This is a genomic window from Massilimicrobiota sp. SW1139 (genome assembly GCF_012027715.1).
GTDB classification, from domain to species: Bacteria; Bacillota_I; Bacilli_A; order Erysipelotrichales; family Coprobacillaceae; genus Allocoprobacillus; species Allocoprobacillus merdigallinarum.
Genome location: NZ_SJOR01000027.1, coordinates 1 through 25,518, shown reverse-complemented (window position 1 = coordinate 25,518; position 25,518 = coordinate 1). Strand labels below are relative to the sequence as shown.

At 32.8% G+C, this 25,518-nt stretch carries 43 protein-coding genes; 42 read left to right on the top strand and 1 reads right to left on the bottom strand.

Going from position 1 to position 25,518, the window contains the following annotated elements:
- Positions 1-445 precede the first annotated feature (445 nt).
- The 36 genes from rpsJ (at position 446) to E0K96_RS11000 (ending at position 20,168) form a co-directional block, all read left to right on the top strand.
- Positions 446-754: a 30S ribosomal protein S10 gene (rpsJ, locus tag E0K96_RS11175; protein WP_087245344.1), complete on the top strand. Its 309-nt coding sequence runs from the start codon at positions 446-448 to the stop codon at positions 752-754.
- A 21-nt stretch (positions 755-775) separates the two neighbouring features.
- Positions 776-1,492, top strand: coding sequence for a 50S ribosomal protein L3 (gene rplC / locus E0K96_RS11170; protein ID WP_087245346.1), 717 nt, complete (start codon positions 776-778; stop codon positions 1,490-1,492).
- Between the two features lie 22 nt (positions 1,493-1,514).
- The gene (rplD, locus tag E0K96_RS11165; RefSeq protein WP_168083236.1) at positions 1,515-2,141 is read left to right on the top strand and encodes a 50S ribosomal protein L4; all 627 of its coding nucleotides are present in this window, start codon (positions 1,515-1,517) and stop codon (positions 2,139-2,141) included.
- Entirely contained in the window at positions 2,141-2,431 is a 291-nt protein-coding gene (gene rplW / locus E0K96_RS11160) for a 50S ribosomal protein L23 (RefSeq protein ID WP_087245350.1), read from the top strand. The genes rplD and rplW overlap by 1 nt, the downstream gene beginning before the upstream one ends.
- 58 nt (positions 2,432-2,489) lie before the next feature.
- Entirely contained in the window at positions 2,490-3,323 is an 834-nt protein-coding gene (rplB, locus tag E0K96_RS11155) for a 50S ribosomal protein L2 (RefSeq protein WP_087245352.1), read from the top strand.
- 18 nt (positions 3,324-3,341) lie between these two features.
- Positions 3,342-3,620 (top strand): 30S ribosomal protein S19, encoded by a 279-nt coding sequence (gene rpsS, locus E0K96_RS11150; RefSeq protein WP_087245354.1) that lies wholly within the window; start codon positions 3,342-3,344, stop codon positions 3,618-3,620.
- 20 nt (positions 3,621-3,640) lie between these two features.
- The gene (gene rplV, locus E0K96_RS11145; protein ID WP_087245356.1) at positions 3,641-3,973 is read left to right on the top strand and encodes a 50S ribosomal protein L22; all 333 of its coding nucleotides are present in this window, start codon (positions 3,641-3,643) and stop codon (positions 3,971-3,973) included.
- Between the two features lie 11 nt (positions 3,974-3,984).
- Positions 3,985-4,638, top strand: a complete 654-nt coding sequence (gene rpsC / locus E0K96_RS11140; RefSeq protein WP_087245358.1) for a 30S ribosomal protein S3 — start codon at positions 3,985-3,987, stop codon at positions 4,636-4,638.
- Between the two features lie 2 nt (positions 4,639-4,640).
- Positions 4,641-5,051, top strand: coding sequence for a 50S ribosomal protein L16 (gene rplP, locus E0K96_RS11135; RefSeq protein ID WP_087304983.1), 411 nt, complete (start codon positions 4,641-4,643; stop codon positions 5,049-5,051).
- Positions 5,052-5,053: 2 nt separating this feature from the next.
- Entirely contained in the window at positions 5,054-5,248 is a 195-nt protein-coding gene (rpmC, locus tag E0K96_RS11130) for a 50S ribosomal protein L29 (protein ID WP_087245362.1), read from the top strand.
- A 12-nt stretch (positions 5,249-5,260) separates the two neighbouring features.
- Positions 5,261-5,521, top strand: a complete 261-nt coding sequence (gene rpsQ / locus E0K96_RS11125) for a 30S ribosomal protein S17 (RefSeq protein WP_087245364.1) — start codon at positions 5,261-5,263, stop codon at positions 5,519-5,521.
- 29 nt (positions 5,522-5,550) lie between these two features.
- On the top strand, positions 5,551-5,919 hold the full coding sequence (gene rplN, locus E0K96_RS11120; RefSeq protein ID WP_087245366.1) for a 50S ribosomal protein L14: 369 nt from the start codon (positions 5,551-5,553) through the stop codon (positions 5,917-5,919).
- A gap of 14 nt (positions 5,920-5,933) precedes the next feature.
- Positions 5,934-6,266, top strand: a complete 333-nt coding sequence (rplX, locus tag E0K96_RS11115; RefSeq protein ID WP_087245368.1) for a 50S ribosomal protein L24 — start codon at positions 5,934-5,936, stop codon at positions 6,264-6,266.
- Between the two features lie 18 nt (positions 6,267-6,284).
- Complete coding sequence (gene rplE, locus E0K96_RS11110) at positions 6,285-6,824, top strand: 50S ribosomal protein L5 (RefSeq protein WP_087245370.1); 540 nt, start codon at positions 6,285-6,287, stop codon at positions 6,822-6,824.
- Between the two features lie 14 nt (positions 6,825-6,838).
- Complete coding sequence (locus E0K96_RS11105) at positions 6,839-7,024, top strand: type Z 30S ribosomal protein S14 (protein WP_087245372.1); 186 nt, start codon at positions 6,839-6,841, stop codon at positions 7,022-7,024.
- Positions 7,025-7,057: 33 nt separating this feature from the next.
- Positions 7,058-7,447, top strand: a complete 390-nt coding sequence (gene rpsH / locus E0K96_RS11100) for a 30S ribosomal protein S8 (protein ID WP_087245374.1) — start codon at positions 7,058-7,060, stop codon at positions 7,445-7,447.
- Positions 7,448-7,475: 28 nt separating this feature from the next.
- Complete coding sequence (rplF, locus tag E0K96_RS11095) at positions 7,476-8,021, top strand: 50S ribosomal protein L6 (RefSeq protein ID WP_087245376.1); 546 nt, start codon at positions 7,476-7,478, stop codon at positions 8,019-8,021.
- 28 nt (positions 8,022-8,049) lie between these two features.
- Positions 8,050-8,406 (top strand): 50S ribosomal protein L18, encoded by a 357-nt coding sequence (rplR, locus tag E0K96_RS11090; RefSeq protein WP_087245378.1) that lies wholly within the window; start codon positions 8,050-8,052, stop codon positions 8,404-8,406.
- 14 nt (positions 8,407-8,420) lie between these two features.
- Positions 8,421-8,969 (top strand): 30S ribosomal protein S5, encoded by a 549-nt coding sequence (gene rpsE / locus E0K96_RS11085; RefSeq protein ID WP_168083234.1) that lies wholly within the window; start codon positions 8,421-8,423, stop codon positions 8,967-8,969.
- 14 nt (positions 8,970-8,983) lie between these two features.
- On the top strand, positions 8,984-9,175 hold the full coding sequence (rpmD, locus tag E0K96_RS11080) for a 50S ribosomal protein L30 (RefSeq protein ID WP_087245382.1): 192 nt from the start codon (positions 8,984-8,986) through the stop codon (positions 9,173-9,175).
- A gap of 11 nt (positions 9,176-9,186) precedes the next feature.
- On the top strand, positions 9,187-9,627 hold the full coding sequence (gene rplO / locus E0K96_RS11075; RefSeq protein WP_087245384.1) for a 50S ribosomal protein L15: 441 nt from the start codon (positions 9,187-9,189) through the stop codon (positions 9,625-9,627).
- A 1-nt stretch (position 9,628) separates the two neighbouring features.
- On the top strand, positions 9,629-10,930 hold the full coding sequence (gene secY / locus E0K96_RS11070) for a preprotein translocase subunit SecY (RefSeq protein WP_168083232.1): 1,302 nt from the start codon (positions 9,629-9,631) through the stop codon (positions 10,928-10,930).
- A gap of 23 nt (positions 10,931-10,953) precedes the next feature.
- The gene (locus E0K96_RS11065) at positions 10,954-11,601 is read left to right on the top strand and encodes an adenylate kinase (RefSeq protein WP_087245388.1); all 648 of its coding nucleotides are present in this window, start codon (positions 10,954-10,956) and stop codon (positions 11,599-11,601) included.
- Positions 11,601-12,347, top strand: coding sequence for a type I methionyl aminopeptidase (gene map, locus E0K96_RS11060; RefSeq protein ID WP_087245390.1), 747 nt, complete (start codon positions 11,601-11,603; stop codon positions 12,345-12,347). The genes E0K96_RS11065 and map overlap by 1 nt, the downstream gene beginning before the upstream one ends.
- 16 nt (positions 12,348-12,363) lie before the next feature.
- Positions 12,364-12,585 (top strand): translation initiation factor IF-1, encoded by a 222-nt coding sequence (gene infA, locus E0K96_RS11055; RefSeq protein ID WP_087245392.1) that lies wholly within the window; start codon positions 12,364-12,366, stop codon positions 12,583-12,585.
- Between the two features lie 30 nt (positions 12,586-12,615).
- Positions 12,616-12,729 carry a 50S ribosomal protein L36 gene (gene rpmJ / locus E0K96_RS11050; RefSeq protein ID WP_006505646.1) on the top strand — a complete coding sequence of 38 codons (114 nt, stop codon included), beginning with the start codon at positions 12,616-12,618 and terminating at the stop codon, positions 12,727-12,729.
- Positions 12,730-12,743: 14 nt separating this feature from the next.
- Positions 12,744-13,109, top strand: coding sequence for a 30S ribosomal protein S13 (gene rpsM, locus E0K96_RS11045; RefSeq protein WP_087245394.1), 366 nt, complete (start codon positions 12,744-12,746; stop codon positions 13,107-13,109).
- A 14-nt stretch (positions 13,110-13,123) separates the two neighbouring features.
- Positions 13,124-13,513: a 30S ribosomal protein S11 gene (gene rpsK, locus E0K96_RS11040; RefSeq protein ID WP_087245396.1), complete on the top strand. Its 390-nt coding sequence runs from the start codon at positions 13,124-13,126 to the stop codon at positions 13,511-13,513.
- A gap of 41 nt (positions 13,514-13,554) precedes the next feature.
- A complete protein-coding gene (locus E0K96_RS11035; protein ID WP_087245398.1) occupies positions 13,555-14,499 on the top strand; it encodes a DNA-directed RNA polymerase subunit alpha in 945 nt (314 codons plus the stop codon).
- A 35-nt stretch (positions 14,500-14,534) separates the two neighbouring features.
- On the top strand, positions 14,535-14,897 hold the full coding sequence (rplQ, locus tag E0K96_RS11030; protein WP_087245400.1) for a 50S ribosomal protein L17: 363 nt from the start codon (positions 14,535-14,537) through the stop codon (positions 14,895-14,897).
- A gap of 255 nt (positions 14,898-15,152) precedes the next feature.
- A complete protein-coding gene (locus E0K96_RS11025) occupies positions 15,153-16,010 on the top strand; it encodes a MurR/RpiR family transcriptional regulator (protein WP_168083230.1) in 858 nt (285 codons plus the stop codon).
- Between the two features lie 81 nt (positions 16,011-16,091).
- Positions 16,092-16,922 carry an energy-coupling factor transporter ATPase gene (locus tag E0K96_RS11020; protein ID WP_087245404.1) on the top strand — a complete coding sequence of 277 codons (831 nt, stop codon included), beginning with the start codon at positions 16,092-16,094 and terminating at the stop codon, positions 16,920-16,922.
- Complete coding sequence (locus E0K96_RS11015; RefSeq protein WP_168083228.1) at positions 16,898-17,749, top strand: energy-coupling factor transporter ATPase; 852 nt, start codon at positions 16,898-16,900, stop codon at positions 17,747-17,749. Before E0K96_RS11020 ends, E0K96_RS11015 begins: the two co-directional genes overlap by 25 nt.
- Complete coding sequence (locus tag E0K96_RS11010; protein ID WP_168083226.1) at positions 17,742-18,542, top strand: energy-coupling factor transporter transmembrane component T family protein; 801 nt, start codon at positions 17,742-17,744, stop codon at positions 18,540-18,542. Before E0K96_RS11015 ends, E0K96_RS11010 begins: the two co-directional genes overlap by 8 nt.
- Positions 18,539-19,273, top strand: a complete 735-nt coding sequence (gene truA / locus E0K96_RS11005; protein WP_087245410.1) for a tRNA pseudouridine(38-40) synthase TruA — start codon at positions 18,539-18,541, stop codon at positions 19,271-19,273. Before E0K96_RS11010 ends, truA begins: the two co-directional genes overlap by 4 nt.
- Positions 19,260-20,168, top strand: coding sequence for a histidinol-phosphatase (locus E0K96_RS11000; RefSeq protein WP_168083224.1), 909 nt, complete (start codon positions 19,260-19,262; stop codon positions 20,166-20,168). The genes truA and E0K96_RS11000 overlap by 14 nt, the downstream gene beginning before the upstream one ends.
- A gap of 327 nt (positions 20,169-20,495) precedes the next feature.
- On the opposite strand, the gene E0K96_RS10995 is transcribed toward E0K96_RS11000, so the two are convergent.
- The gene (locus tag E0K96_RS10995; RefSeq protein ID WP_168083222.1) at positions 20,496-21,800 is read right to left on the bottom strand and encodes an IS30 family transposase; all 1,305 of its coding nucleotides are present in this window, start codon (positions 21,798-21,800) and stop codon (positions 20,496-20,498) included.
- A gap of 251 nt (positions 21,801-22,051) precedes the next feature.
- On the opposite strand from E0K96_RS10995, the gene rplM reads away from it, so the two are divergent.
- The 6 genes from rplM to E0K96_RS10965 form a co-directional block, all read left to right on the top strand.
- Positions 22,052-22,489: a 50S ribosomal protein L13 gene (rplM, locus tag E0K96_RS10990; RefSeq protein ID WP_087245414.1), complete on the top strand. Its 438-nt coding sequence runs from the start codon at positions 22,052-22,054 to the stop codon at positions 22,487-22,489.
- 15 nt (positions 22,490-22,504) lie between these two features.
- Positions 22,505-22,897 carry a 30S ribosomal protein S9 gene (rpsI, locus tag E0K96_RS10985; protein ID WP_168083220.1) on the top strand — a complete coding sequence of 131 codons (393 nt, stop codon included), beginning with the start codon at positions 22,505-22,507 and terminating at the stop codon, positions 22,895-22,897.
- A gap of 164 nt (positions 22,898-23,061) precedes the next feature.
- Positions 23,062-23,199, top strand: a complete 138-nt coding sequence (locus E0K96_RS10980) for a hypothetical protein (RefSeq protein WP_158095601.1) — start codon at positions 23,062-23,064, stop codon at positions 23,197-23,199.
- Between the two features lie 92 nt (positions 23,200-23,291).
- Positions 23,292-23,609, top strand: coding sequence for a cupin domain-containing protein (locus E0K96_RS10975; RefSeq protein ID WP_168083218.1), 318 nt, complete (start codon positions 23,292-23,294; stop codon positions 23,607-23,609).
- A 331-nt stretch (positions 23,610-23,940) separates the two neighbouring features.
- Positions 23,941-24,963 (top strand): PDDEXK nuclease domain-containing protein, encoded by a 1,023-nt coding sequence (locus E0K96_RS10970; RefSeq protein ID WP_168083216.1) that lies wholly within the window; start codon positions 23,941-23,943, stop codon positions 24,961-24,963.
- A 230-nt stretch (positions 24,964-25,193) separates the two neighbouring features.
- Positions 25,194-25,518, top strand: a 325-nt coding sequence (locus E0K96_RS10965) for a hypothetical protein (protein WP_168083214.1), incomplete at its 3' end; no start/stop codon positions are given.

The window sequence follows — 25,518 nt, the reverse complement described above, 5'->3', positions numbered from 1 at the left end:
AGCAATCATATCTATGGTCCAATAATCTTAATAAATTAAGTTTATTGGATTCTATGAAAAAGAAAAAATCATGCATGATGAATGATTTTTCTGAAAAGTCTTTCTGTTATTTCATATATTAACCTTATGAGTATCCATTTAACTTGTATAAAAGATATATTGTGTTTGGATTTTCTCTTAATCAATTGAAGATTTTTATTAGGGAAATAGCAATATTTATAATAAAATTACTAACCTTTTAATTTCTTCAAAATAGATTAAAAATTTTTAAAAGATTAGCAAAAAGACTTGATTTAATGCGCTATTTAGTGTAAAATGCATTTGTTGTGAATGCGAAGAAGTGCGAGGTTGCTGAAACGCTGATAGCCGTTGTCATGAGCGGAGGACGTATTCAGGGAATTCGCATCGAGCAGGCCAATAAATTGGCAAGAAGGAGGAATAAGTCATGGCAAACAACAAAATTAGAATTCGTTTGAAATCATTTGATCACAAAATCTTAGATACTTCTGCTGAAAAAATTGTATCAGCTGCGAAGAAGTCAGGAGCACAAGTTGTAGGTCCTGTACCTCTACCAACTGAAAAAGAAGTTTATACAATTTTAAGAGCAGTTCACAAGTATAAAGATTCTCGTGAACAATTTGAAATCAGAACTCACAAACGTCTAATTGACATTGTGAATCCAACACCAGAAACAGTTGATGTTTTAACTCGTTTAGAATTACCAAGTGGTGTTGATATTGAAATTAAATTATAAGGAAAGGTAAAGGTGTAACTCATGAAAGGAATCTTAGGTCGTAAGATTGGAATGACTCAAGTGTTCACTACTGATGGAAAATTAATCCCAGTAACAGTTGTAGAAGCAACACCAAACGTTGTTTTACAAAAGAAAACAGTTGCTACTGACGGATATGATGCTATCCAAGTTGGTTTTGAAGACAAGAGAGAAAAATTAGCAACAAAAGCTCATAAAGGTCATGTTGCAAAAGCTGAAACAGCTCCTAAGCGCTTCATTAGAGAATTTCGTTATGACGAAATGATGAGTTATGAAGTTGGTCAAGAAATTAAAGTTGATAGCTTTGTAGCTGGTGAAGTGGTAGATGTAACAGGAACTAGCAAAGGTAAAGGTTATCAAGGTGTTATAAAAAGACATGGACAACAAAGAGGGCCAATGGGACATGGTTCTGGTGCTCATAGAATCGTTGGTTCAATGGGGCCAATCGCTCCTAACAGAATCGCTCCAGGTAAAAAATTACCAGGACATATGGGACATGTAACAAGAACAGTTCAAAACTTGGAAATCGTTGCTGTTGATGTTGAAAACAATGTATTATTAATTAGTGGATCAATTCCAGGTCCTAAAAAAGGTTTAGTTGTTGTTAAATCTGCAGTAAAAGGAAACGGTAAAGTTAATCCTGCTAAAGATTTAATTGTATATGAAACTGAAAGTCCAGTGGTAGAAGAAACTACTGATGCAGTGGAAACTGCTGAATAATGAAGCGAAAGGAGGAAAACTAATGTTAAAAGTTGCAGTATATAATCAAGAAGGACAAAAAGTTAAAGATACAGAATTAAATGAATCTGTATTTGGTATTGAACCAAATAACCAAGCAATCTTTGATATGGTCTTACTACAAAGAGCTTCATGGAGACAAGGGACTCATAAAGTGAAAAACCGTACTGAAGTTAAAGGTGGAGGAAAGAAACCTTGGCGTCAAAAAGGTACAGGTAGAGCAAGACAAGGATCTATCCGTGCTCCACAATGGAGAGGTGGAGGAGTTGTATTTGGTCCTACACCAGATAGAAACTATAAATTAAAAATGAACAGAAAAGTAAGACGTTTAGCACTTAAATCTGCTTTAAGTCAAAAAGTGATTGATAGTGAATTAACTGTTTTAGATAATATCGCTATGGAAGCTCCAAAGACAAAAGCAATGATCAAAGTGTTAGAAAACTTAGAAGCTGACAGAAAAACATTAATCGTTATGGATGAAGTTGATGAAAACGTAGCTTTATCAGCAAGAAATATTCCTGGTGTTAAAGTTATTAATTCAAAAGGACTTAACGTATATGATATCTTAGATAGCACTAAGTTAGTAATGACTGAAGGAGCTATCAAAGCTGTTGAGGAGGTATTGGCATAATGGCACATATTACAGATGTTTTAAAGAAACCAGTACTTACTGAAAAATCTTTATTGTTACAACAAAACGAAAACAAATATACATTTGATGTAGATTTAACTGCTAATAAAACTGAAGTTAAAGTTGCAGTTGAAAAAATGTTTGATGTTAAAGTTGAAAGTGTAAACATTATGAATGTGAAACCTAAAACAAAAAGAATGGGTAGATACGTTGGTAAAACAAAAAGAAGAAGAAAAGCTATTGTTAAATTAAAAGAAGGATATTCAATCAATTTATTCGGTGAAGAATAATTGGAAGAACTATTGGAATGAACTCCATTCCAGATAAGAAAAATAAGGAGGAAATCAGATGCCTATTAAAGTATATAAGCCTACAACTAATGGACGTCGTAATATGACATCTTTGACTTATGAAGAAATTACAACAAATAAGCCTGAGAAATCATTAACAGTTCGTTTATCAAAAACTGGTGGGCGTAATAATCAAGGTGTCATCACTACTCGTCATCATGGTGGTGGACATAAACGTTTATATCGTATTATTGACTTTAAACGTAATAAAGATGATATTGTTGGAAAAGTTGCAACAATTGAATATGATCCAAATAGATCTGCAAATATTGCATTAATTCACTATGTAGATGGTGAAAAAAGATATATTTTAGCTCCTAAAGGATTAGAAGTTGGAATGAAAATTGTTTCTGGAGAAAATGCAGATATTATTGTTGGTAATAGCTTACCAATGGGAAATATGCCTGAAGGTACAGTTATCCACAATATTGAAATGCATCCAGGAAAAGGTGGACAAATCGCTAGATCTGCAGGTGTGTCTGCTCAAATCTTAGGTAAAGAAGGAAAATATGTAACTGTAAGATTAGCTTCTGGTGAAGTAAGAAAATTCTTAGCAGTTTGTAGAGCAACAGTTGGTGTTGTTGGAAATGAAGATCATGGATTAGTTAACATTGGTAAAGCTGGTCGTAATAGATGGAAAGGTATTAGACCTACAGTTCGTGGTTCTGTTATGAACCCTAATGATCACCCTCATGGTGGTGGTGAAGGTAGAACTTCAATCGGTCGTAAAGCACCAATGACTCCATGGGGTAAAAAAGCTCTTGGAGTTAAAACTAGAGATAGTAAAAAAGCTTCAAATAAATTAATCGTACGTCGTCGTAACGGTAAATAAGAAGGAGGGTTATAGAATATGGCAAGAAGTTTAAAAAAAGGTCCATTCGTGGATGAACACTTAATGAAAAAAGTAGAAGCATTAAATGCTGCTAACAAAAAAGAAGTCATTAAAACATGGTCAAGACGTTCTACAATCTTCCCACAATTTATTGAACATACGTTCGCAGTTTATAACGGAAGAGAACATATCCCAGTATATGTTACTGAAGATATGGTTGGACATAAATTAGGAGAATTTGCTCCTACAAGAACTTATCATGGTCATGATGCTGATGATAAAAAGTCTGGTAAATAGAAAGAGAGGAGAAAATAAACATGGAAGCAAGAGCTCAAGCTAAAATGATTCGTGTTTCACCTCAAAAAGCAAGATTAGTTGTTGACTTGGTAAGAGGGAAGCAAGTAAAAGAAGCACTTGGAATCTTAGAATTCGTTAATAAAAGTGCAACTCCTGCAATCATTAAAGTCGTTAAATCTGCTGCACAAAACGCTGTATTCAATGAAGGTGCAGAAGAAGATAAATTATACATCAAAGAAATTTATGTGGATGAAGGTCCTACATTAAAAAGATTCCGTGCAAGAGCAAAAGGAAGCGGAACTCAAATTTTAAAAAGAACAAGCCACATCACTTGTGTGGTTGCTGAAAGATAGGAGGGCAAAGTATGGGTCAAAAAGTAAGTCCAGTAGGATTACGTGTTGGTGTTAACCGTAATTGGAATTCAAGATGGTACGCTAATGATAAAGACTTTGCTTCATTATTACATGAAGATATTAAAATTCGTGAATTCTTATATGCAAAGTTAAAAGGCGCTTATGTCGCTAACATTGAAATTGAAAGATCTAAAAATCGTGTAAGCATCTATGTTCATACATCTCGTCCAGGTGTTGTTATTGGAAAAGATGGTGAAGCTGTTGATGCTTTAAGAAAAGAAGTTGCAAAAATGGTTAATGGTAAACAAGTGTTTATCAATATCGTTGAAATTAAAAATCCAGATGTTGTTGCTCAACTTGTAGCAAACAAGATTGCTGAACAATTAGAAAACCGTGCTTCATTTAGAACAGTTCAAAAAAGAGCTATTCAAGCTGCTATGAGAGCTGGTGCTAAAGGAATCAAAACAGCTGTTTCAGGACGTTTAGGTGGTGCTGATATGGCAAGAACTGAAGGTTATTCTGAAGGTGTTGTACCTCTTCATACATTAAGAGCTGACATTGATTATGCGACTGCTGAAGCTGACACAACTTATGGAAAATTAGGAGTAAAAGTTTGGATTTGTAAGGGAGAAATTCTTCCTGCAAAGAAGAAAGGGGATAAATAATCATGTTGATGCCTAAGAGAACTAAATATAGAAGACCTCATAGAATCAAATATGAAGGTAAAGCTAAAGGTGGAACTCAAGTTTCTTTTGGTGAATATGGATTACAAGCTTTAGAAGGTGCTTGGATTACTTCAAGACAAATCGAAGCAGCTCGTATTGCTATGAACCGTTATATGAAACGTGGTGGGCAAGTTTGGATTAGAATCTTCCCTCATTTAGCTAAAACAAAGAAACCTCTTGAAGTCCGTATGGGTTCAGGTAAAGGTGCTCCAGAAGAATGGGTAGCAGTTGTAAAAACAGGTCGCGTTATGTTCGAAGTTGCTGGTGTAGAAGAAGAAGTTGCAAGAGAAGCATTAAGACTTGCATCTCACAAATTACCAGTGAAATGTAAGATTATTGGAAGAGGTGAGTAATTGTGACAGTTCAAGATATTAGAAATACAGAAACTCAAGAATTACTTAACAAAGTAGAAGAGTACAAAAAAGAATTATTTGGATTAAGATTCCAACAAGCAACAGGACAATTAGAAAATACTGCTCGTATTAGAACAGTTAGAAAAAATATCGCAAGAATTAAAACAATTATTAGAGAAAGAGAATTAAACAAATAGAAGGAGTAGACTATGGAAAGAAATAATCGTAAGGTTTATACTGGAACAGTTGTTTCTACAAAAATGGATAAAACAATTACTGTTTTAGTTGAAACTCATGTAAAACACAAAAAATACGGAAAACGTGTTAAATCTTCTAAAAAGTTTAAGGCTCATGATGAAGAAAATATTGCTAGAGATGGAGATGTTGTTAAAATTATGGAAACTCGTCCATTATCAGCAACTAAACGTTTCCGTTTAGTAGAAATTGTAAAGAAAGCAGAAATTATTTAATAAGAAGAATCTGAAAGGAGGTCACTTGAATGATCCAGAATGAAAGCAGATTAAAAGTTGCTGACAATACAGGAGCAAAAGAAGTACTAGTAATTAGAAACCTTGGTGGTTCAAATAGAAAATTTAGTAACATCGGTGATGTAGTCGTAGCGACAGTAAAACAAGCGACTCCAGGTGGTACAGTTAAAAAAGGTGAAGTTGTAAAAGCTGTTATCGTAAGAACAAAATATGGTGTAAACCGTGATAATGGTTCATACATTAAATTTGATGATAATGCTTGCGTTATTATTAAAGATGATAATTCACCTAGAGGAACTCGTATCTTTGGACCGGTAGCAAGAGAGTTAAGAGATGCAGATTTCATGAAAATCGTATCATTAGCTCCTGAGGTATTATAGGAGGAAACGAGAAGATGAAATTACGTGTAGGTGATACAGTTCAAGTTATCGCTGGTAGCGATAAGGGGAAAACTGGAGAAATTATTCAAATTCTAAGAAAAGAAGATAGAGTGATTGTTGAAGGTGTGAATATGGTAACAAAACACATCAAACCTTCACAAGCTGATCCAGAAGGTGGTATTGTAACAAGAGAAGCACCTATTCATGTTTCTAATGTTGCATATTATGATTCAAAAGCAAAACAAGCTGTAAAAATTGGTTATGCTTTTGATGAAGACGGTAAAAAATATCGTATCAATAAAAAAACAGGTAAAGCATTAGATAAAACTACAAAGAAGAAAAAGTAATCGGAAGGAGGTTAAATAATGAACCGACTAAAGGAACGTTATGAAAATGAAATCGTTAAGTCATTAATGACTAAATTTAATTATAGTTCTGTAATGCAAGTTCCTGCTATGGAAAAAATTGTTATCAACATTGGTGTTGGTGATGCAGTTAGCAACTCTAAATTATTAGATGAAGCTGTTGAAGAATTAACTTTAATTTCAGGACAAAAACCAGTAATTACAAGAGCTAAAAAATCAATTGCTGGATTTAAATTACGTGAAGGAATGCCAATTGGTTGTAAAGTCACTTTACGTGGAGAAAGAATGTATGAATTCTTAGATAAATTAATCAGTATTTCTTTACCTCGTGTAAGAGATTTTAGAGGAGTACCAAAGAATTCTTTTGATGGAAGAGGAAATTACACTTTAGGTGTTAAAGAACAATTAATTTTCCCTGAAATCAATTTCGATAAAGTAAACAAAATCAGAGGAATGGATATTGTATTCGTAACAACTGCTAAAACTGATGAAGAAGGTCATGAATTATTAGCACAATTAGGAATGCCATTCCATAAATAAGGAGGACTTAATTAATGGCTAAAACATCAATGAAAGTTAAACAACAACGTCCTCAAAAATACAAAGTTCGTGAATATACAAGATGCGAACGTTGTGGACGTCCACATGCAGTAATTAAAAAATTCAAATTATGCCGTATTTGCTTCAGAGAATTAGCTTATAAAGGTGAAATTCCTGGTGTTAAAAAAGCAAGCTGGTAATCAAATCATCCAAATGGAAGGAGGACATTTCAAATGACAGATCCAATTGCAGATATGTTAACAAGAATTCGTAATGCGAATCAACAACGTCATGATGAAGTTGTGGTTCCTGCATCAAAATTAAAAGTGCAATTAGCTGAAATTTTGAAAAACGAAGGATTTATTAAAGGATATAAAGTTGAAGGTGAAGGTGTCATTAAAAACATTGTCATCACTTTAAAATATAAAGGAAACGATAGAGTTATCACTGGGTTAAAAAGAGTTTCTAAACCTGGTCTTCGTCAATATGCCAAAGTTAATGAAATTCCTAAGGTATTAAATGGTTTAGGAATCGTTGTATTATCTACTTCTCAAGGATTAATGACTGATAAAGAAGCAAGAGCTAAACAAATCGGTGGAGAAGTATTAGCATATATCTGGTAATAAAATAAGAAAACAGGAGGTGTAACTGATGTCTCGTGTAGGTAATAAGATTATCAACGTACCTGAAGGTGTAAAAGTGGAAATTGCTGCTGATAATACTGTCACAGTTACAGGTGCAAAAGGGACTTTAGTCAGACAGTTTTCACCATTGATTAATATCAATATGGATGAAAACACAATTACAGTAAGCAGAACAAGTGAACAAAAGCATGTAAAACAATTACACGGTACAACAAGAGCTTTACTTGCCAATATGATCGAAGGTGTACACAACGGTTATAAAAAAGAGTTAGAAGTTGTTGGTATTGGATACCGTGCTCAAATGCAAGGTAATAAATTAGTATTAAATGTTGGATATTCTCATCCAGTTGAAGTTGAAGGTGAAGAAGGAGTTAAAATTGAAACTCCATCTCAGACATCAATTATTGTATCAGGAATCTCTAAAGAAAGAGTTGGAGAAATTGCAGCAAGAATTAGAGCTGTGAAGAAACCTGAACCTTATAAAGGAAAAGGTATCAAATACGTTGATGAAAGAATTATTAGAAAAGAAGGTAAAACTGCTGGTAAAAAGTAGTTAATGAAATAAGGAAGGAGCTATTATCATGGCTAAAACTATGTCAAGAAACGATTTACGTAAAAAACGTCATGCAAGAGTTCGTAGAAAAATCAGTGGAACTCCTGAATGTCCTCGTTTAAATGTATTCCGTTCAAGCTCTCATATCCATGCACAAATCATTGATGATGTCAATGGAGTGACTTTGGTTGCTGCATCTTCAGTAGATATGAAATTAGCAAACGGTGGAAATGTTGAAGCTGCTACACAGGTTGGTACTGAAATTGCAAAGAGAGCTATCGCCAAAAATATTGAAAATGTAGTATTCGATCGTGGTGGATATATTTATCATGGTCGTGTGAAAGCACTAGCTGAAGCTGCTAGAGAAGCTGGATTAAAATTCTAATAGGAGGTTAAAGAATGGAACAACGTAAACCAAGAGAAAATGGACCAAGAAGAAATGGACCAAGAAGAAATGGACCAAAAGTTGAAAAAGAATTCGAAGAACGTGTTGTCACAATTAACCGTGTAACTAAAGTCGTTAAAGGTGGACGTAAATTCCGCTTTGCTGCATTAGTAGTTATCGGTGATAAAAAAGGTCGCGTTGGATTTGGAACAGGTAAAGCTAACGAAGTACCTGATGCTATTAGAAAAGCATCTGAAGCAGCTAAAAGAAATGTTATTAATGTACCAATTATTCATGGAACAATTCCTCATGAAATCAATGGTATGTATGGATCAGGACATGTATTCTTAAGACCTGCATCTGAAGGTACTGGAATCATTGCTGGTGGACCAGTTCGTGCTGTTGTTGAATTGGCTGGATATTCAGATATTATTTCTAAATCAATTGGTTCAAGAACTCCAATCAACATGGTTCGTGCAACTGTAGAAGGTTTAAAATTATTAAAAACTGTTCAACAAGTTGCTGAATTAAGAGATAAAAAAGTTGAAGAAATTTACGGATAGGAGGAGCGTAAGAAATGGCAGAAAAAAATACAGTTATCATTACGCTTGTAAAAAGTCCAATTGGTGCTAAAAAGAATCAAAAGGATACTCTTAAAGCGTTAGGTTTAACAAAAATGCACAAATCAGTTGAAAAAGTAAATAGCGAAACGATTCAAGGTATGATTAATACTGTTAGCCACCTTGTTAAAGTTGAAGAAAGTAAGTAGGAGGTGTAAAAATGAAATTACACGAATTACAATACACTGAAGGAGCACGTAGAAATAGAAAACGTGTTGGACGTGGAACAAGCTCAGGACATGGTAAAACTTCTGGTAGAGGTCAAAAAGGTGCTGGAGCTAGAAGTGGTGGAGGAAAAAAACCTGGATTTGAAGGTGGACAAACACCATTATTCATGCGTTTACCAAAACGTGGTTTCACAAACTTCAATAGAGTTGAATATGCTATTGTTAATGTAGAAGATTTAAATAAATTTGAAGCAGGTAGTGTTGTAGATATGGCTGCTTTAAAAGAATGTGGTTTAATTAAAAAAGAATTAGATGGTTTAAAAGTTTTAGGTAATGGAAAATTAGAAGTTGCTTTAACTGTTAAAGCAAAGAAATTCTCAAAGTCAGCCATTGCTGCAATTGAAGCTGCAGGTGGAAAAACTGAGGTGATCTAGGATGTTAAACTTTTTTAAGAATGTTTTTAAAAAAGGAGAATTACGTCGTAGAATCATATTTACACTTGGTATGTTGTTTGTATTCCGTTTGGGTGCTGCTATTACAATTCCATCAATTAATGCTGATGCAATTACAGCTTCAGCAGCTAATAGTGGTATCCTAGGAATTATGAACATGTTAGGTGGAGGAATGTTAGAGAAATTTTCTATATTTTCATTAGGAATTTCTCCATATATTACATCATCTATTATTATTGAATTATTATCAATGGATGTTATTCCAGTATTAGCTCAATGGCAAAAAGAAGGAAATACTGGTAAAAAGAAAAAAGATAGAGTGACACGATATGTTACACTCGTCTTGGCTGCTATTCAAGGTGGATCATTAACATATGCATTTGATAATATGTATGGAATTCTTGGTTCATCATCATTGTGGAATTATGCTTATGTAGTTCTTGTTATGATAGCAGGAAGTATGTTGGCTATGTGGATGGGTGATCAAATCACTCAAAAGGGTGTTGGAAACGGAACATCATTATTGATTTTCACAGGTATTGTGGCAAGTTTACCAACTAACTTTATTACAACATTCAACAATTTGGTCTCATTTGATAAGGGAACACAGACAATGATTTTAGGAATTTTGTGGTATGCATTGTTTGTCATTGTATATTTAGCAATTGTTATCTTTGTAGTGTTTAACGAAGGTGCAGTTAGAAAAATACCAATTATGTATGCAACAAATTCTAATCCAACAATGAGAACAAAAGATACGACACATATGCCTATTAAGATTAATAGTTCAGGTGTATTGCCAGTTATCTTTGCTGCATCTGTATTAGCAGCTCCAAGAACAATCATTAGTTTTATGGATTCAAATAATATAACGCGAACTATTGATACCATTTTAAATTATCAGGAACCATTTGGTTTTTGCTTATATCTTCTTATGATAGTTTTATTTGCATTCTTCTATTCTAATTTACAAATTGATGCACATAAAATTAGCAATGATTTAAAGAAAAATGGTGGATCAATTCCTGGCGTAAGAACTGGTTTAGATACAGAAAAATTCATAAGTACGGTTTTAAATAGAGTAACTGTTGTCGGATCAATCTTCTTAGTTATTGTTGCGGCAATTCCTATCATAACACCAGTTATTTGGTCACAAACTTCTAATGCTGCTTTGACATTAGGAGGAACTGGATTGATTATCATTACAGGTGTTGCTCTTGAAACAACAAGACAAATTAAAACTTTAATTACTCGTAAAGAGTATCATGGATATATTAGAAAATAGTATAATAAAAGAGGTGTAGAAAAATGAACATTATTTTAATGGGGCCTCCTGGTGCTGGTAAAGGGACTCAAGCTGAAAGACTTGTTAAAAAATACGGTTTAACACAAATATCTACTGGCGATTTATTTAGAAAAGCTTTACGTGAACAAACAAAGTTTGGTGTAATTGCTAAATATTTCATGCAATTTGGGCACCTTGTACCAGACGATTATACGATTGAAATGCTTAGGGAATATTTAAGTGAAAACACTTTTGAAAATGGTTTTATCTTAGATGGATTCCCTAGAACAATAGTTCAAGCGAGAGAACTTGAAAGTATTGCGAAAGAATTTGATTTTACAATTGATGCAATTATAAATTTAGACATTCCAGTTGAAAAATTAATCACAAGATTGTCAGGTAGAAGAACTTGCAAAAATTGTGGAGCAACATTCCATGTTGAATTTAATCCACCTAAAGTTGAAGGTGTTTGTGACAAATGTGGTGGAACTTTGTATCAAAGAGAAGATGAGAGCGAAGAAGCTGTCAAAATTAGACTTGATACGTATAACAAACAAACTCGACCTTTGATTGATTATTATACAATGAAAGGTACAATCATTAATATTAACGGTGACCAACCTATGGAAGACGTCTTTAAAGACATTGAAAAAAGCTTGGAGGGTAAATAATGATTGTCACAAAAGACCAAAGAGAAATTGAGTTGATGCGTGAGGCTGGTCGCATTGTGGCACTTGTTCATAGTCACTTAAAAGAATTTATTAAACCTGGAATCACAACCATGGAAATTAATAAATTCTGTGAGAAGATTATACGTGATGCTGGTGCAACACCATCATTTTTGAACCTATATGGTTTTCCAGGAGCAGTATGTACTTCAATTAATGAAGTTGTTGTTCATGGGATTCCTGATCATAGAAAACTTAAAGATGGTGATATTATCTCAGTGGATGTAGGTGCATGTTATAAGGGCTATCATGGTGATAGTGCTTGGACATATGCTGTAGGGCAGATTAGTGATGATGCTGCTCATCTTATGAAAGTGACTGAAGAAGCACTTTATGCAGGTTTAGCACAAGTCAAACCTGGTAATCGTTTATCCGATATATCTCATGCTGTTCAAACATATCTAGAAAATCATGGATGTTCAACTCCAAGAGATTATACAGGTCATGGAATTGGCACAAAAGTTCATGAAGATCCTGCTGTTCCTAATTATGGAGCACCAGGAAAAGGACCTAGATTAAAAGAGGGAATGACTTTAGCAATAGAACCAATGGCTCATCTAGGAAGATGTGAAACTGATGTCTTAGATGATGATTGGACTGTTGTAACAAGAGATAGATCTCTCGCAGCTCATTATGAACATACTATTGTCATTACAAGTGATGGGTATGAGATTTTGACAAAACTTTAAAAGGGAGTTATAATCAATGGCAAAAAAAGATGACGTTATTGAAGTAGAAGCAACTGTCCTTGAAACATTACCTAATGCAATGTTTAAGGTTGAGTTGGAAAATGGAGCGGTTATTATGGCTCACGTTTCTGGTAAAATCCGTATGAATTACATTCGCATTTTACCGGGGGATAAAGTAACCGTAGAGATTTCTCCATATGATTTAACACGTGGGCGAATCACATTTAGACATAAGTAGAAAATCTTCCCAAAGGAGGTAAAGATTAAGATGAAAGTAAGACCATCTGTAAAACCAATATGCGATAAATGCAGAGTAATTAAACGTAAGGGTAGAGTAATGGTAATCTGTGAAAACCCTAAACATAAACAAAGACAAGGTTAATAGGAGGAGAAACAATGGCTCGTATAGCAGGTGTTGATATCCCACGTGATAAACGTGTGGTAGTTTCTTTAACTTATATCTATGGTATCGGTTTATCAACAGCTCAAAAAATTTGTGCTGCAACTGGAATCAGTGAAGATGTAAGAGTTAAAGATTTAACAGAAGAAGAAGAAGGAAAACTTAGAAAAGAAGTAGAAAATTATAAAGTTGAAGGAGATCTTCGTAGAGAAGTTGCATTAAATATTAAACGTTTAATGGAAATTGGATGCTATAGAGGAATCCGTCATCGTAAAGGACTTCCAGTACGTGGACAAAAAACAAAAACAAATGCTCGTACTCGTAAAGGTAAAGCTCGTCCAATTGCTGGTAAGAAAAAATAGGAGGTTGAACGAAAATGGCAAGAAACAATACTCGTGGTAAAAGACGTGTTAAAAAGAATATAGCAAAAGGTGTCGCACATGTACATTCAACTTTCAATAACACAATTGTTACTGTAACTGATGAACATGGGAATGTAATCACTTGGTCAAGTGCTGGAGCACTTGGTTTCAAAGGATCAAGAAAATCTACTCCATATGCTGCGCAAATGGCTGCTGAAGCTGCTGCAAAAGCATCAATGGATCATGGTATGAAAACTGTTGACGTCTGTGTTAAAGGACCAGGACCAGGACGTGAAGCTGCAGTAAGAGCTTTACAAGCTGCTGGATTAGAAGTAACTTCAATTAATGATGTTACACCAATTCCACATAATGGTTGTCGTCCACCAAAACGTCCTCGTGGATAATGAAGTAAAAAAGTAGTTATTTCTAAGTGAGGAGGGAAATAATGCAAAAGTTCGAAAAAGCAAATTTTAATGTCGCAGAATATGATGAAACAGATTTCTATGGTAAGTTTGTTATTGAACCTTTAGAAAGAGGTTTCGGAACAACTTTAGGAAATGCATTACGTAGAGTTTTGTTATCATCTATTCCTGGATGTGCAGTTCACGCAATTAAAGTTCAAGGAGCAATCCATGAATTTTCTGCAGTTGATGGTGTCGTTGAAGATGTCACTTCAATTATCTTAAACATTAAAAAATTGGTTTTTGCAATTGATGGTGATGATGATGTAACTATGGTAATTGATGTCAAGGGACCAGCTGTTGTTACTGGTGCTGACATTCAATGTCCATCAAATGTAACTATGATTTCAAACGATATGGAAATTGCCCATGTTGCTGAAGGTGCGCATTTCTATATGGAAATGTATGCTCATAAAGATCGTGGTTACATGAGTGCTGATCAGAACAAAAAGATGATCAACACAATTGGTGTTATTGCAACTGATTCTATTTATTCACCAGTTGTAAAAGTAGCTTATAATGTTGAACCTACACGTGTTGGACAGAGTGCAAAATATGATCAGTTAACTTTAGAAGTTACAACTGATGGATCTATCCAACCACATGAAGCTTTAGCATTAGCTGCTAAAATTTTAGTGGAACACTTAAATATGTTTGTTGAATTAACTGATATGGCAATGAACATGGAAGTTATGAGTGAAACTGAAGAAGACACAAGTAATAAAGTATTAGATATGACTATTGAAGAATTAGACTTATCTGTACGTTCATATAATTGCTTAAAAAGAGCTGGTATTCAAACAGTTCAAGAACTCGCTTCTAAGAGTGAAGACGATATGATTAAAGTGAGAAACTTAGGTAAGAAATCACTTAAAGAAGTAAAAGAAAAATTAATCGAATTAGGTTTAGGTTTTAAACAAGTTGATTAATAATAGAATAAATATTTTGGAAGGAGCACTAATTTATGGCACACAATAGAAAATTAGGGCGTGTATCATCTCATAGAAAAGCAATGTTACGTAACTTAGCTACAGATGTTATCATGTATGGAAAAATCGAAACAACAGTAACGAGAGCAAAAGAAGTTCGTTCAATCGTTGACGAATTAATTACTTTAGGAAAACGTGGAGATTTACATGCAAGAAGACAAGCAGCACAAGTATTACAAGATGTTGTTGATCCTGCTACTGGTAAAACTGCTGTTCAAAAATTATTTGATGAAGTTGCACCAAAATATGCAGATAAAAATGGTGGATACACTCGTGTTTTAAAAACATATAATCGTAAAGGTGATAATGCACCAATGGCAGTTATTGGTTTATTCTAAAAAAGTGATGGGTTCATCACTTTTTTTATGAATTGCATGATTTGAATTTTGCATTATATGATATCTTATTATTAAAATATGATGATAGGTAAAATGATTGATTTCATAAAAAGGTCATTTATAGAAAATGCAAGAACAACATATGAAAAATAGATGAATTCTGTTTTCATTACAAAATAAAAGCACATCAGCGATGTGTTTTTATTTTGCAACTGATAACAAATTGCTTTATAATGTCATACAAGAGGTGGTCATATGCTTATTCATAAGATAGAAAAGACACATTTTTCACCAAGTGAATCAATCATTATTGATTATATTTTAAAAAAAGGCAAAGACATTAAAAATATGACTATTGCACAGATTGCTAATGAAACATATACATCATCGCCTCTTTTTATACGTATAGCTAAGAAATTAGGCTTTGATGGATGGAATGAATTTAAAGAAGCTTATTTGAAAGAATTAGATTATCTTTATCTCAATCAAGAAGTGGACGCAAATATTCCCTTTGTAGTTAATGACGACATAATGAATATTGCATACAATTTGTGTGTTTTAGAAAGAGAAACAATTCAAGATACATATTCACTTATAAGTCATGATGACTTACAAAAAGCTATCCGCTTATTACGCGACTGCAAGTATATAGATGTTTATAGTCGATCAGTTCATATGCATATAGTCCGCTCATTCCAAGAACGCATGTATATTCTTCATAGACATGTTCAATTATGTTCATTAAGTGATGAACTTGATTCAACATATTTAATGAGTGATCAAAATCATTGTGCAATCATTATTTCATATTCGGGACATGCTCCCCATATAAAACATCTGATTGAAACATTAAGAAAAAAACAAACTTCAATTATTGCTATTACAAATTTAGAAGATAATGAGCTATCTTTGTTAGCAGATGTGACTTTAAGAATGTCATCAAGAGAATTAATTTATACAAAGATTGCAGATTTTGCTAGTAGCTTGTCTTTAAAATATATATTGGATATTCTGTATAGTTGTATTTTTTCAATACATTATCAACAGAATCTGGATAATTGTATACAAATAGCAAAAGAATTAGATAATACCCAACATGAAGAATTCATGTAAATTAAGATTTTTTATTGTTGTAACAAGATGGTTGACAACTACTATAAATCATACTAAAATTGAACTACTTGGAGGATGAGTATGGAAAAAATTATTGATGTTCAACATTTATCTTTTGGATATGATGAAGATACTTTAACAATAGATGATATTTCTTTTAGTATAGAAAAAGGATCATATACGACAATATTAGGACATAATGGAAGTGGAAAAAGTACTATCGCGAAATTACTGATGGGATTGTTAGAAAAAAAATCTGGAGAGATAGTTATTGGTGGAATTCCATTAACAGAAGAAACATTAAATCAAGTACGTAGTCAAATAGGAATTGTTTTTCAAAATCCTGATAATCAATTTATTGGTGCGACTGTAAGAGATGATATTGCTTTTGGATTAGAAAATAATTGTGTAGATCCTGCATTGATGGATGATATTATCAATGAATATGCAAAGAAAGTCAATATGTATGAGTTTTTGGATCACGAACCTACAAAATTATCAGGTGGTCAAAAACAAAGGGTAGCAATAGCCGGTATTTTAGCTATGAGCCCATCTATTATTATTTTAGATGAGGCAACAAGTATGTTAGATCCTAAAGGAAGAAACGAAATTAACGCTTTGGTCCATCAATTAAATAAAGATAAGAATATGACGATTGTTTCCATTACTCATGATATAGAAGAAGCAGCTTTATCTGATTATGTAATTTTATTAAGTGATGGACATATTGTAGATGAAGGACGACCTGAAGAAGTGTTAATGAAAAAAGAAGAAATAGAGAGCTTGGCTTTAGATATTCCTTTTGCTTATAAAATCAGCCATGGTTTACAAAAAATGGGAATATCTATTACAGAGCAAATTGATAGAGAGAAGTTGGTGAATGAATTATGTCGATTACATTTAAAGAAGTAGAACATATTTATGCTCAAGATACCCCTTTTGCATATCATGCTTTAAAAGGAGTTAATCTTAATATTCAAAAGGGGAGTATGACAGCATTAATTGGTCATACTGGAAGTGGTAAATCAACATTGATTCAACATATCAATGCTTTATTGCTTCCTACATCTGGAGAAGTCAATGTAGAAGATATATTGATTACGGCAACGGATAAACCATCTTCTTTAAAACCTCTTAGAAAAAAAGCAGGGCTTGTTTTTCAATTCCCTGAGTATCAATTATTTGAAGAAACAATTTTAAAAGATATTATTTTTGGACCAAAAAACTTTGGTGTTAGTGAAGAAGAGGCTATTTCAATTGCAAAAAAAGTTATCAAATTAGTAGGATTAGATGAATCTTACTTAGAGCGTTCTCCATTTGATTTGTCTGGAGGACAAAAACGTCGTATAGCGATAGCAGGAATATTAGCAATGGATCCAGATATTTTAATTTTAGATGAGCCGACAGCTGGATTAGATCCACAGGGTGCTAAAGAAATGTTACAGCTTTTTAAAAAAGTGAATCAGGAAGGTAAAACGGTTATTCTTGTTTCTCACGATATGAATCAAGTCTTAGAATATTGTGATGATGTTGTTGTGATGAATCATGGTCAAGTTGAAAGATATGTATCTGTTGAAGAACTATTTAAAGAAACAGAGTATTTAACATCATTGAGTATTGATTTACCTATTATTACATCATTTATCTTAGAACTTAATAAAAATGGATTTCACATTGATCCGTCTATTAAAGATATTGATGTATTGATTCAGGAAATAGGAGGTCAATTACATGAATAATATGATGTTTGGGAAGTACTTGCCTATTGATAGTTTTATTCATCGTTTAGATCCTAGATTAAAAATAGGTTCACTTTTATTACTGTTAATTGCTGTTTTCTTTGATGCAGGATTTATTGGATATGCCCTTTTAGGAACTTTTGTGATTATTATGACATTATTATCACATATCAAAGTATCACAGGTTCTCAAAGCCGTAAAACCAATGCTATTTATGATGGCATTTTTAATGATTTTTAATTTGTTATTTATTCAACAGGGAAATTTATTGTTTTCAATAGGTTTCATTAAGATTTATGATCAGGCAGTTTTACAAACTGTATATATATTTATTAGACTGATTCTTATTATTATTATGACAACGATCTTAACTGCTACGACAAAACCTTTAGATTTAACATTAGGTATAGAACATCTTCTGTCACCTTTTAAAAAAATTGGATTTCCTACTCATGAAGTTGCTATGATGATTTCTATTGCATTGCGATTTATTCCAACTTTATTAGAAGAAACGCAAAGAATTATGAAAGCACAAGCTAGTCGTGGGGTAGAATTTTCAGAAGGAAGTTTAAAAGAAAAGATTTTATCAATCGTTTCACTTATTATTCCTTTGTTTATTTCAGCTTTTCAAAGAGCAGAAGATTTAGCCAATGCTATGGAAAGTCGTAATTATAATCCAGAAGCTAAACGTACAAGATATAAACAACTTGTATGGAAATTGTCTGATACAATTTCATTTTTATGTGTCATTGCAATATGTATAGCTATGGTTATAATGAGTTTTGTTTTATGAGAGTTAAATGTATTGTGAGTTATGATGGGACACGTTTTCATGGTTTCCAAGTTCAAAATAATGAACGTACAATTCAAGGTGAAATACAAAAAGCCATTAAAAAAATTAATGAAGAAGAAACTGTTATTCATGCATCAGGAAGAACAGATGCGAAAGTCCATGCAGTTCATCAGGTATTTCATTTTGATACACAAAAAAGATTACCAGAAACGCAATGGAAAAGAGCCATTAATCATTTCTTACCTAATGATATTTACATTTTAGATGCTCAATATGTTGATGAAAATTTTCATTCACGCTATAGTGCAGTTAAGAAAGAGTATCGTTATTTATTAAATACAAAAGAATATGATCCATTTCAAACCAATTACATTTATCAATATGGCCGTTCTTTAGATATTGAATTAATGAGAGAAGCAGCAAAAATTTTTATAGGAGAACATAATTTTGCGTCATTTTGCTGTTATGATCAATATGGGAATACAATTCGTTCTCTATATCATTTTGATATTGAAGAAAAAGATGGTATTATTACCTTTCGGTTAATTGGAAATGGATTTAGACGTTATATGGTTAGACATCTTGTTGGGGGTATCATTCAAGTTGGAGCTAAACGTATTCAAAAGGAACAACTTTTAGAAATGTTAGAAAGTTGTGGCCAAAAAAAATGTCTTTTTAAGGCTAAACCACAAGGTTTATATTTGCAGGAGGTGTATTATGAAGAAGACTAATTTTCATACACATACCTATCGTTGTGGACATGCTAATGGAAGCGAAGAGGAAATGGTATGTTCAGCTATTAAGATGGGGATTGAAGAATTAGGAATATCAGAGCATGTTCCATTACCACACTATCGTCAGCATCTTTTGAAATCTCTTGTAGCTATAAGAGGACCTAGAAGCTTTTTATCACTTGTTCATGCTTTTATTCAAAATGGACCTAGTATGAGAATGCCTTATCCAGATATGGAGAATTATTTGGATAAAATTAAAGAATGTCAAGATAAATATCAGGACCAGATAAAGATATATAAAGGTTTTGAAGCTGAAGGTTTAGAAGAATATTTTGATTATTATCAAAGCTTATTATATGAGCATAAAGTTGATTATTTGATTTTAGGACATCATTTTCATAAACATTGTGTTCATAGTGATTATTATGGCAAAGAGAATATGAAGAAAAAAGATATTTATCAATATTGTAATGATGTTGAAAAAGCTTTAGAAACAGGATTATTTAGTTATTTAGCTCATCCTGATTTGTTTTTAATAGGATATAAAGAGTTTGATTTAGATGCGAGAACTGTTTCGCAAAGAATCTGTGAAAAAGCGAAAGAGTTAAACATTCCTTTAGAAGTAAATGCAGGAGGAATGAGAAGAGGCCTAAGAAACGTTAATGGAGAGATGATTTATGCATATCCAAATACACACTTCTGGAAAATTGCAGGAGAAGTAGGAAATGATGTTATTTTAGGATTTGATGCTCATGATCCTTCTGATTTTAATGGAGCGATGTATAAGCAGATGTTAGATTTTTGTAAAGAACATAATCTCAATGTTATTGACCATTTCGATTTTTTACAAGGACATTTTGAAAAATTTCAAGGGGAGTATGATATAAGATAATTTATCAGCTTCTCTTTTTCTTTTTGTTATATTAAAAAGGTGAAATGAAAAACTAAATTCCACTTTGTATATTTAAATTCAACTCTTCTTGTGGGAGTTGAATTTCAAATTGCAAAGTGATTTTTTGTATTATAAAAATCACCTTCAGATATTGATTTTTGACACATCAGGTCTTAAAATGAACTTGTAAGAAGCAATTTGACTTGTTTTTGAGAGTATAGTAAAGCCAGGGTCAAATTTTCTGTTTTTTTTGCAAAGCAAAATTTCACCCCTCTGATGGTCTTATTTATCTGTACATTATGGGTATCCCTGTGTTTTGTTTATGCTTTATCTTTGAGATAAGAGCGACTGAGTCAGATTGATCTTATCTGGGTCAATATGTTCGATTCCAAAGTAGCTTGCAACTTCTTTGGAAAACAGCAAAGCGAAGACAAAGAGTGGGGTTTTGTCATTCAGCTTTGGACGAGCATACGAATTAATGTGAGACATCATTAAATTGATGTCTTTTTGCGTATAAGGATCAAATGGTTTTCCTTTGGGTGCGATTCTTCTTATAAATTCATGATTGACTTCACAGTCACCTTTTTCAAACGGAGAGCTGGGGTGACAGTAAAACATATATGTTCTTCTGTTTCCATCTTCATCAAATTCAATGGCTTCTGGATTGGAGAACTCAGGTCCGTTATCTGTGAGAATGACAGGGAAAAGCTTCATGAACATATCTCTTCCAAGATGGTTGTAAATGTCATTGAATATATCAATGACAGACTGTGCATCATTATATTCTCTTCTAAAAGCAATCATAAATGTTGGCACTGTAAAATGAACAGTAAGCAGACAGGCTCCACCTTTAGTGCCTTCAACCGTATCAATCTGGACAACAGGCATGTCAGGATTTTCTTCTATAAAATTCTTGAAGTCCTCGTACCTTCTTCCATCCATGCATTTTGAATCAATTTTGTATCTTGAAGGTTTCTTTCTTTTTTTATAGGTTACCTGTCGAGGAAGATCGATGTTTCTCACTTTCAATATGCCAGCATCAATAATCTTATAGAGAGTCTTTTCGCTGAACATGATCTCGTTCTTATGATGAATGTAGACATGATGAATGGATTGACCCTGCTGGGCAATCAGTGGATAGAGCAGCTCATTAAGATGATTGATTTCATCCTGAGTAATAATGATGCCTCTGCGTGATTCAGAAAGCCTTTCTTCATATTTTTTGTTGGCCTCAAGTGCATAATAGATATGCTTTGTCAAAGTACATTTTTTCATGTCAGGACATCCGTTGCAGACATATGGAGGCTTAGAAAGCCTAGGGCATATTTCTTCCACATAGCTGCCGCATTCGTAGATGCAGCGCGTACAGGATCTGCAGAGCTGAGATTTCATAACTGGACAGTTGTCACAGGCAGAATTACGTTCCTTGCATGTATATCTGTAAAGACAGTTATTGAAGGAACGACCGAATGCACCAGTTTTACGAACAGAAAGATTGTTTTTGACCTCTTTAGAAATGGTAGTACAATCCTTATCGAGTTTTTTGGCAATGGCCTTGAAAGAGTCGTTATTTTTTAGACCATTTTCAATTGTGATTCTATCAAGAGCAGTTAAATGTTTCTGATTAGCCATGATGAACACCTCCAGTAGAAGGAATACCCACTATTATTATAAAAGTTTGCAGAATTAAATTCTATCATTGGATTTGTAAAATTAAATTCCATATAAATTGATTTAGGGATGGAATTTAGTTTTTCAATTTACGATATTAAAAAAGGCGATGAATACAGAGAAAATCATATTGACAAAAATGCGAATATTGTTATAATAAGAGTTGCCTTATTTTAACGTTTGTAGCCCCGGAAACTACAGGAGGATTAAAAATGAGACAAACAACAATGGCTAAAGAAGCCACAATTGAACGTAAATGGTACGTTGTTGATGCTGAAGGATTAACTTTAGGACGTTTAGCATCAGAAGTAGCATCTGTATTAAGAGGAAAACATAAACCAACATTCACACCACATGTAGATACTGGTGATTATGTTATTATTGTTAATGCAGACAAAGTAGTAATGACTGGAAAAAAATTAGATACAGTTAAATACTATCATCATTCTGGTTGGTTAGGTGGTTTAAAAGTTAAAACTGCTCGCCAATTTAAAGAAACAAATCCAACAGGATTTGTAGAAGCAGCTGTTAAAGGTATGTTACCTCATAACACACTTGGAAGAAAACAAGGGATGAAATTATTTGTATACGCTGGTAGTGAACATCCACATGCTGCACAACAACCAGTTGAATTAAAAATTAAGGGATAAGGAGGACGAGAATAAATGGCTAATGTACAATACAGAGGAACTGGACGTAGAAAGTCTTCAGTAGCACGTGTTATTTTAACACCAGGTGCAGGAAAAATCGTCATCAATGGTAGAGAAGCAAAAGATTATTTACCATCAGATGTATTATTAATGATCGTCAACCAACCACTTGAATTAACTGGTACAACTGGTAAGTTTGATGTGATTGTTAATGTTAAAGGTGGAGGTTACAGTGGACAAGCTGGAGCTATCCGTCATGGAATTTCAAGAGCTTTATTAGAAGCTGGAGAAGATTACAGACCAGTATTAAAAGCAGCTGGATTCTTAACTCGTGATGCAAGAGTTAAAGAACGTAAAAAATACGGACTTAAAGCAGCTCGTAGAGCACCACAGTTCTCAAAACGTTAATTTTTGGGAATACCCAGAACAATTCAAAGAAACTCAAATCAGCAAAAGCCTTTATTTATCGGCTAAAACTCGATTTGAGTTTTTTTGTATATTTATAAATTAAAAACGGTAAGCGACAAGTAAGATACAAAAAAACTAACCATATTTCTCTATTTCTCTATGATGTGATAGATGAACAAAATCATCTTGTGTATCGAGATGTAGATGAAGATAAGGATATCGTATTTCATGATACAAAAAGTATTACTCTATCTGATTATCTCAGCAAACATCCTATTGTGAAAAATAAGCATGTAAGTTAAATTATCTTGTAATAAAAAACTCCACATGAGATAATTTAGTTAGATAAATCGGAATTTACAGAGTTAATGAAACACAAAGGGAGACGGAAAATATGATTGAACAAATTTTTAAATTAACACAAGGAAATGAAAAAACAGTTGAAAAAGTAATTATTGATGAAAATATACACTATATGCATATGATCTTGAATAAGGGTGAATGTCTGCCAGAGCATTTTTCAAATGCAAAAAATATGTATATTACAGTTGTTCGCGGAACATTATCAGCGACTTTGAATGAACAGGAAACACATGGATATCAGGCAGGAACAGTATTAAAAGTTCCATTCCATACAAAAATGAACTTAAAAAATGTTTCTGAAGAAACGCTGGAGTTTATTGTTGTTAAAGCACCGGCGCCAAACTGCTAAATTCCAGTTTGTAGAGTATGAAAATCGAAATTATATCAATATAAAGAAAAACAGGTATTTCTTTGAGTTGAAAAGTAGTTATGAAACTATAAAATACTAGCTATAACGTAAATAGGTGTGATATGTCGTTTTGGCAATGCAACAAGTAAGCGACAAATAGACTTAAAAGCCTTTGTTTTATAAGGCTTCGGAGTTCTCAAAACGTTAGTAATAATTGTTGTGAGAAAATTAGAGAAGTATTTAGACTTTGTAAGAAGTTTAGATGCTTCTTTTTTTCTTTTTAAAATAAGGGTATAATAAGAATAATTAATATTGAAAGGAGTAGTTGATTGTGGAAAATAATTTGTTAAACAATGAAGCATTAGTAAATGAAATTGCTAGTATTATCACAAATGCTAGAAATAATGTCGCAAAACAAGTAAATAATGAACTTTTAAATGCTTATTGGAATATTGGTCGTGTTATTGTTGAAGATGAATTGAAGAATAATCGTGGTGAATATGGGAAAAAACAATTACTTGCTATTTCAAAAAATCTTACTAATAAATTTGGAAAAGGTTTTTCACAATCTAATTTATATAACATGAAAATGTTCTATACGAAATATCCAATTTTCCAGTCAGTGACTGGAAAATTGAGCTGGACTCATTATTGCGAATTATTATATATATCTGATGATGACAAACGTAGTTTCTATGAAAAAGAAGCAATTAATGCAAATTGGTCAGTAAGAGAGTTAAAAAGACAAATTAGCTCTTCATTATTCGAAAGGTTGTTATTATCAAATGGGGAGACTAATAAAAAGAAGGTTCTTGAATTAGCGCTAAAAGGAAATGAAATTGCCAAACCAGAAGATATAGTAAAAGATCCTTATGTTTTTGAATTTCTAGGTCTGCCAGAAAATAAACCAATGATGGAATCTGATTTGGAAGAAGCTCTTGTTAGACAAATTGAAAAGTTTCTTTTGGAACTTGGAAAAGGATTTATGTTTGTAGGAACTCAGCAAAGAGTAACGTTCGGGAATACTCATTATTATGTTGATATGGTTTTCTATAATAAAATTTTAAGATCTTATGTATTGATAGAATTAAAAACTATCAAATTAATGCCTGAAGCAGTTGGGCAACTTAATATGTACTTGAATTATTATACAGCAGAAATTAATGATGAAGATGATAATCCACCAATTGGATTGATTTTATGCACTGATAAAGGCAATGTTGATATGCAGTATGCATTAGGAGGCTTGAGTAATAATATTTTTGCTTCAAAATATGTAACATATATGCCTGATAAGGAACAATTAATTGCTCAGGTTGAAGCTGTATTATCATCTAATGATAATACAGAATAAGTGGATATAAGTTTTGTGAGTAGTTATGGCAATGCAACAAGTAAGTGACAAAAATACATTTAAAACCCTATTTTATAAAGTTTTGGAGTTCTCAAACGTTAGTAATAATAGTTGTGAGAAGGTTAGAGAAGTATTTAGACTTTGTGAGAAGTTTGGATACTTCTTTTTATTTGTATTTGTTTTTAAAAAATAGTAAAATAAGTCAATATAAAAGAAATGAGGCGATAGAGATGAAGTTGCATGAAATAATTGAAAAACATTATGATGAAGGAAAGCATTATGAGGCAGTACAAGAAATAAAAAAACATAGATTAGCCCCTGTTTACACAACATTTAAAGATCCTTATAAAATGTGTAACTCTTGGAGAACTTATGAATATTCTTTTTTTTCAGCTAGTAAACTTTATTTATATGATAACATGATTGAATTTGGAGAAGAATTACTGAAGTTTCCTCATTTTAAATTTAATAAAAATTATTTAAATGATAGTAATCAAATTGCAATATTAGAGCGTTTATTAGAAGCTAATATATACAGGTTAATAACTTGTTCAG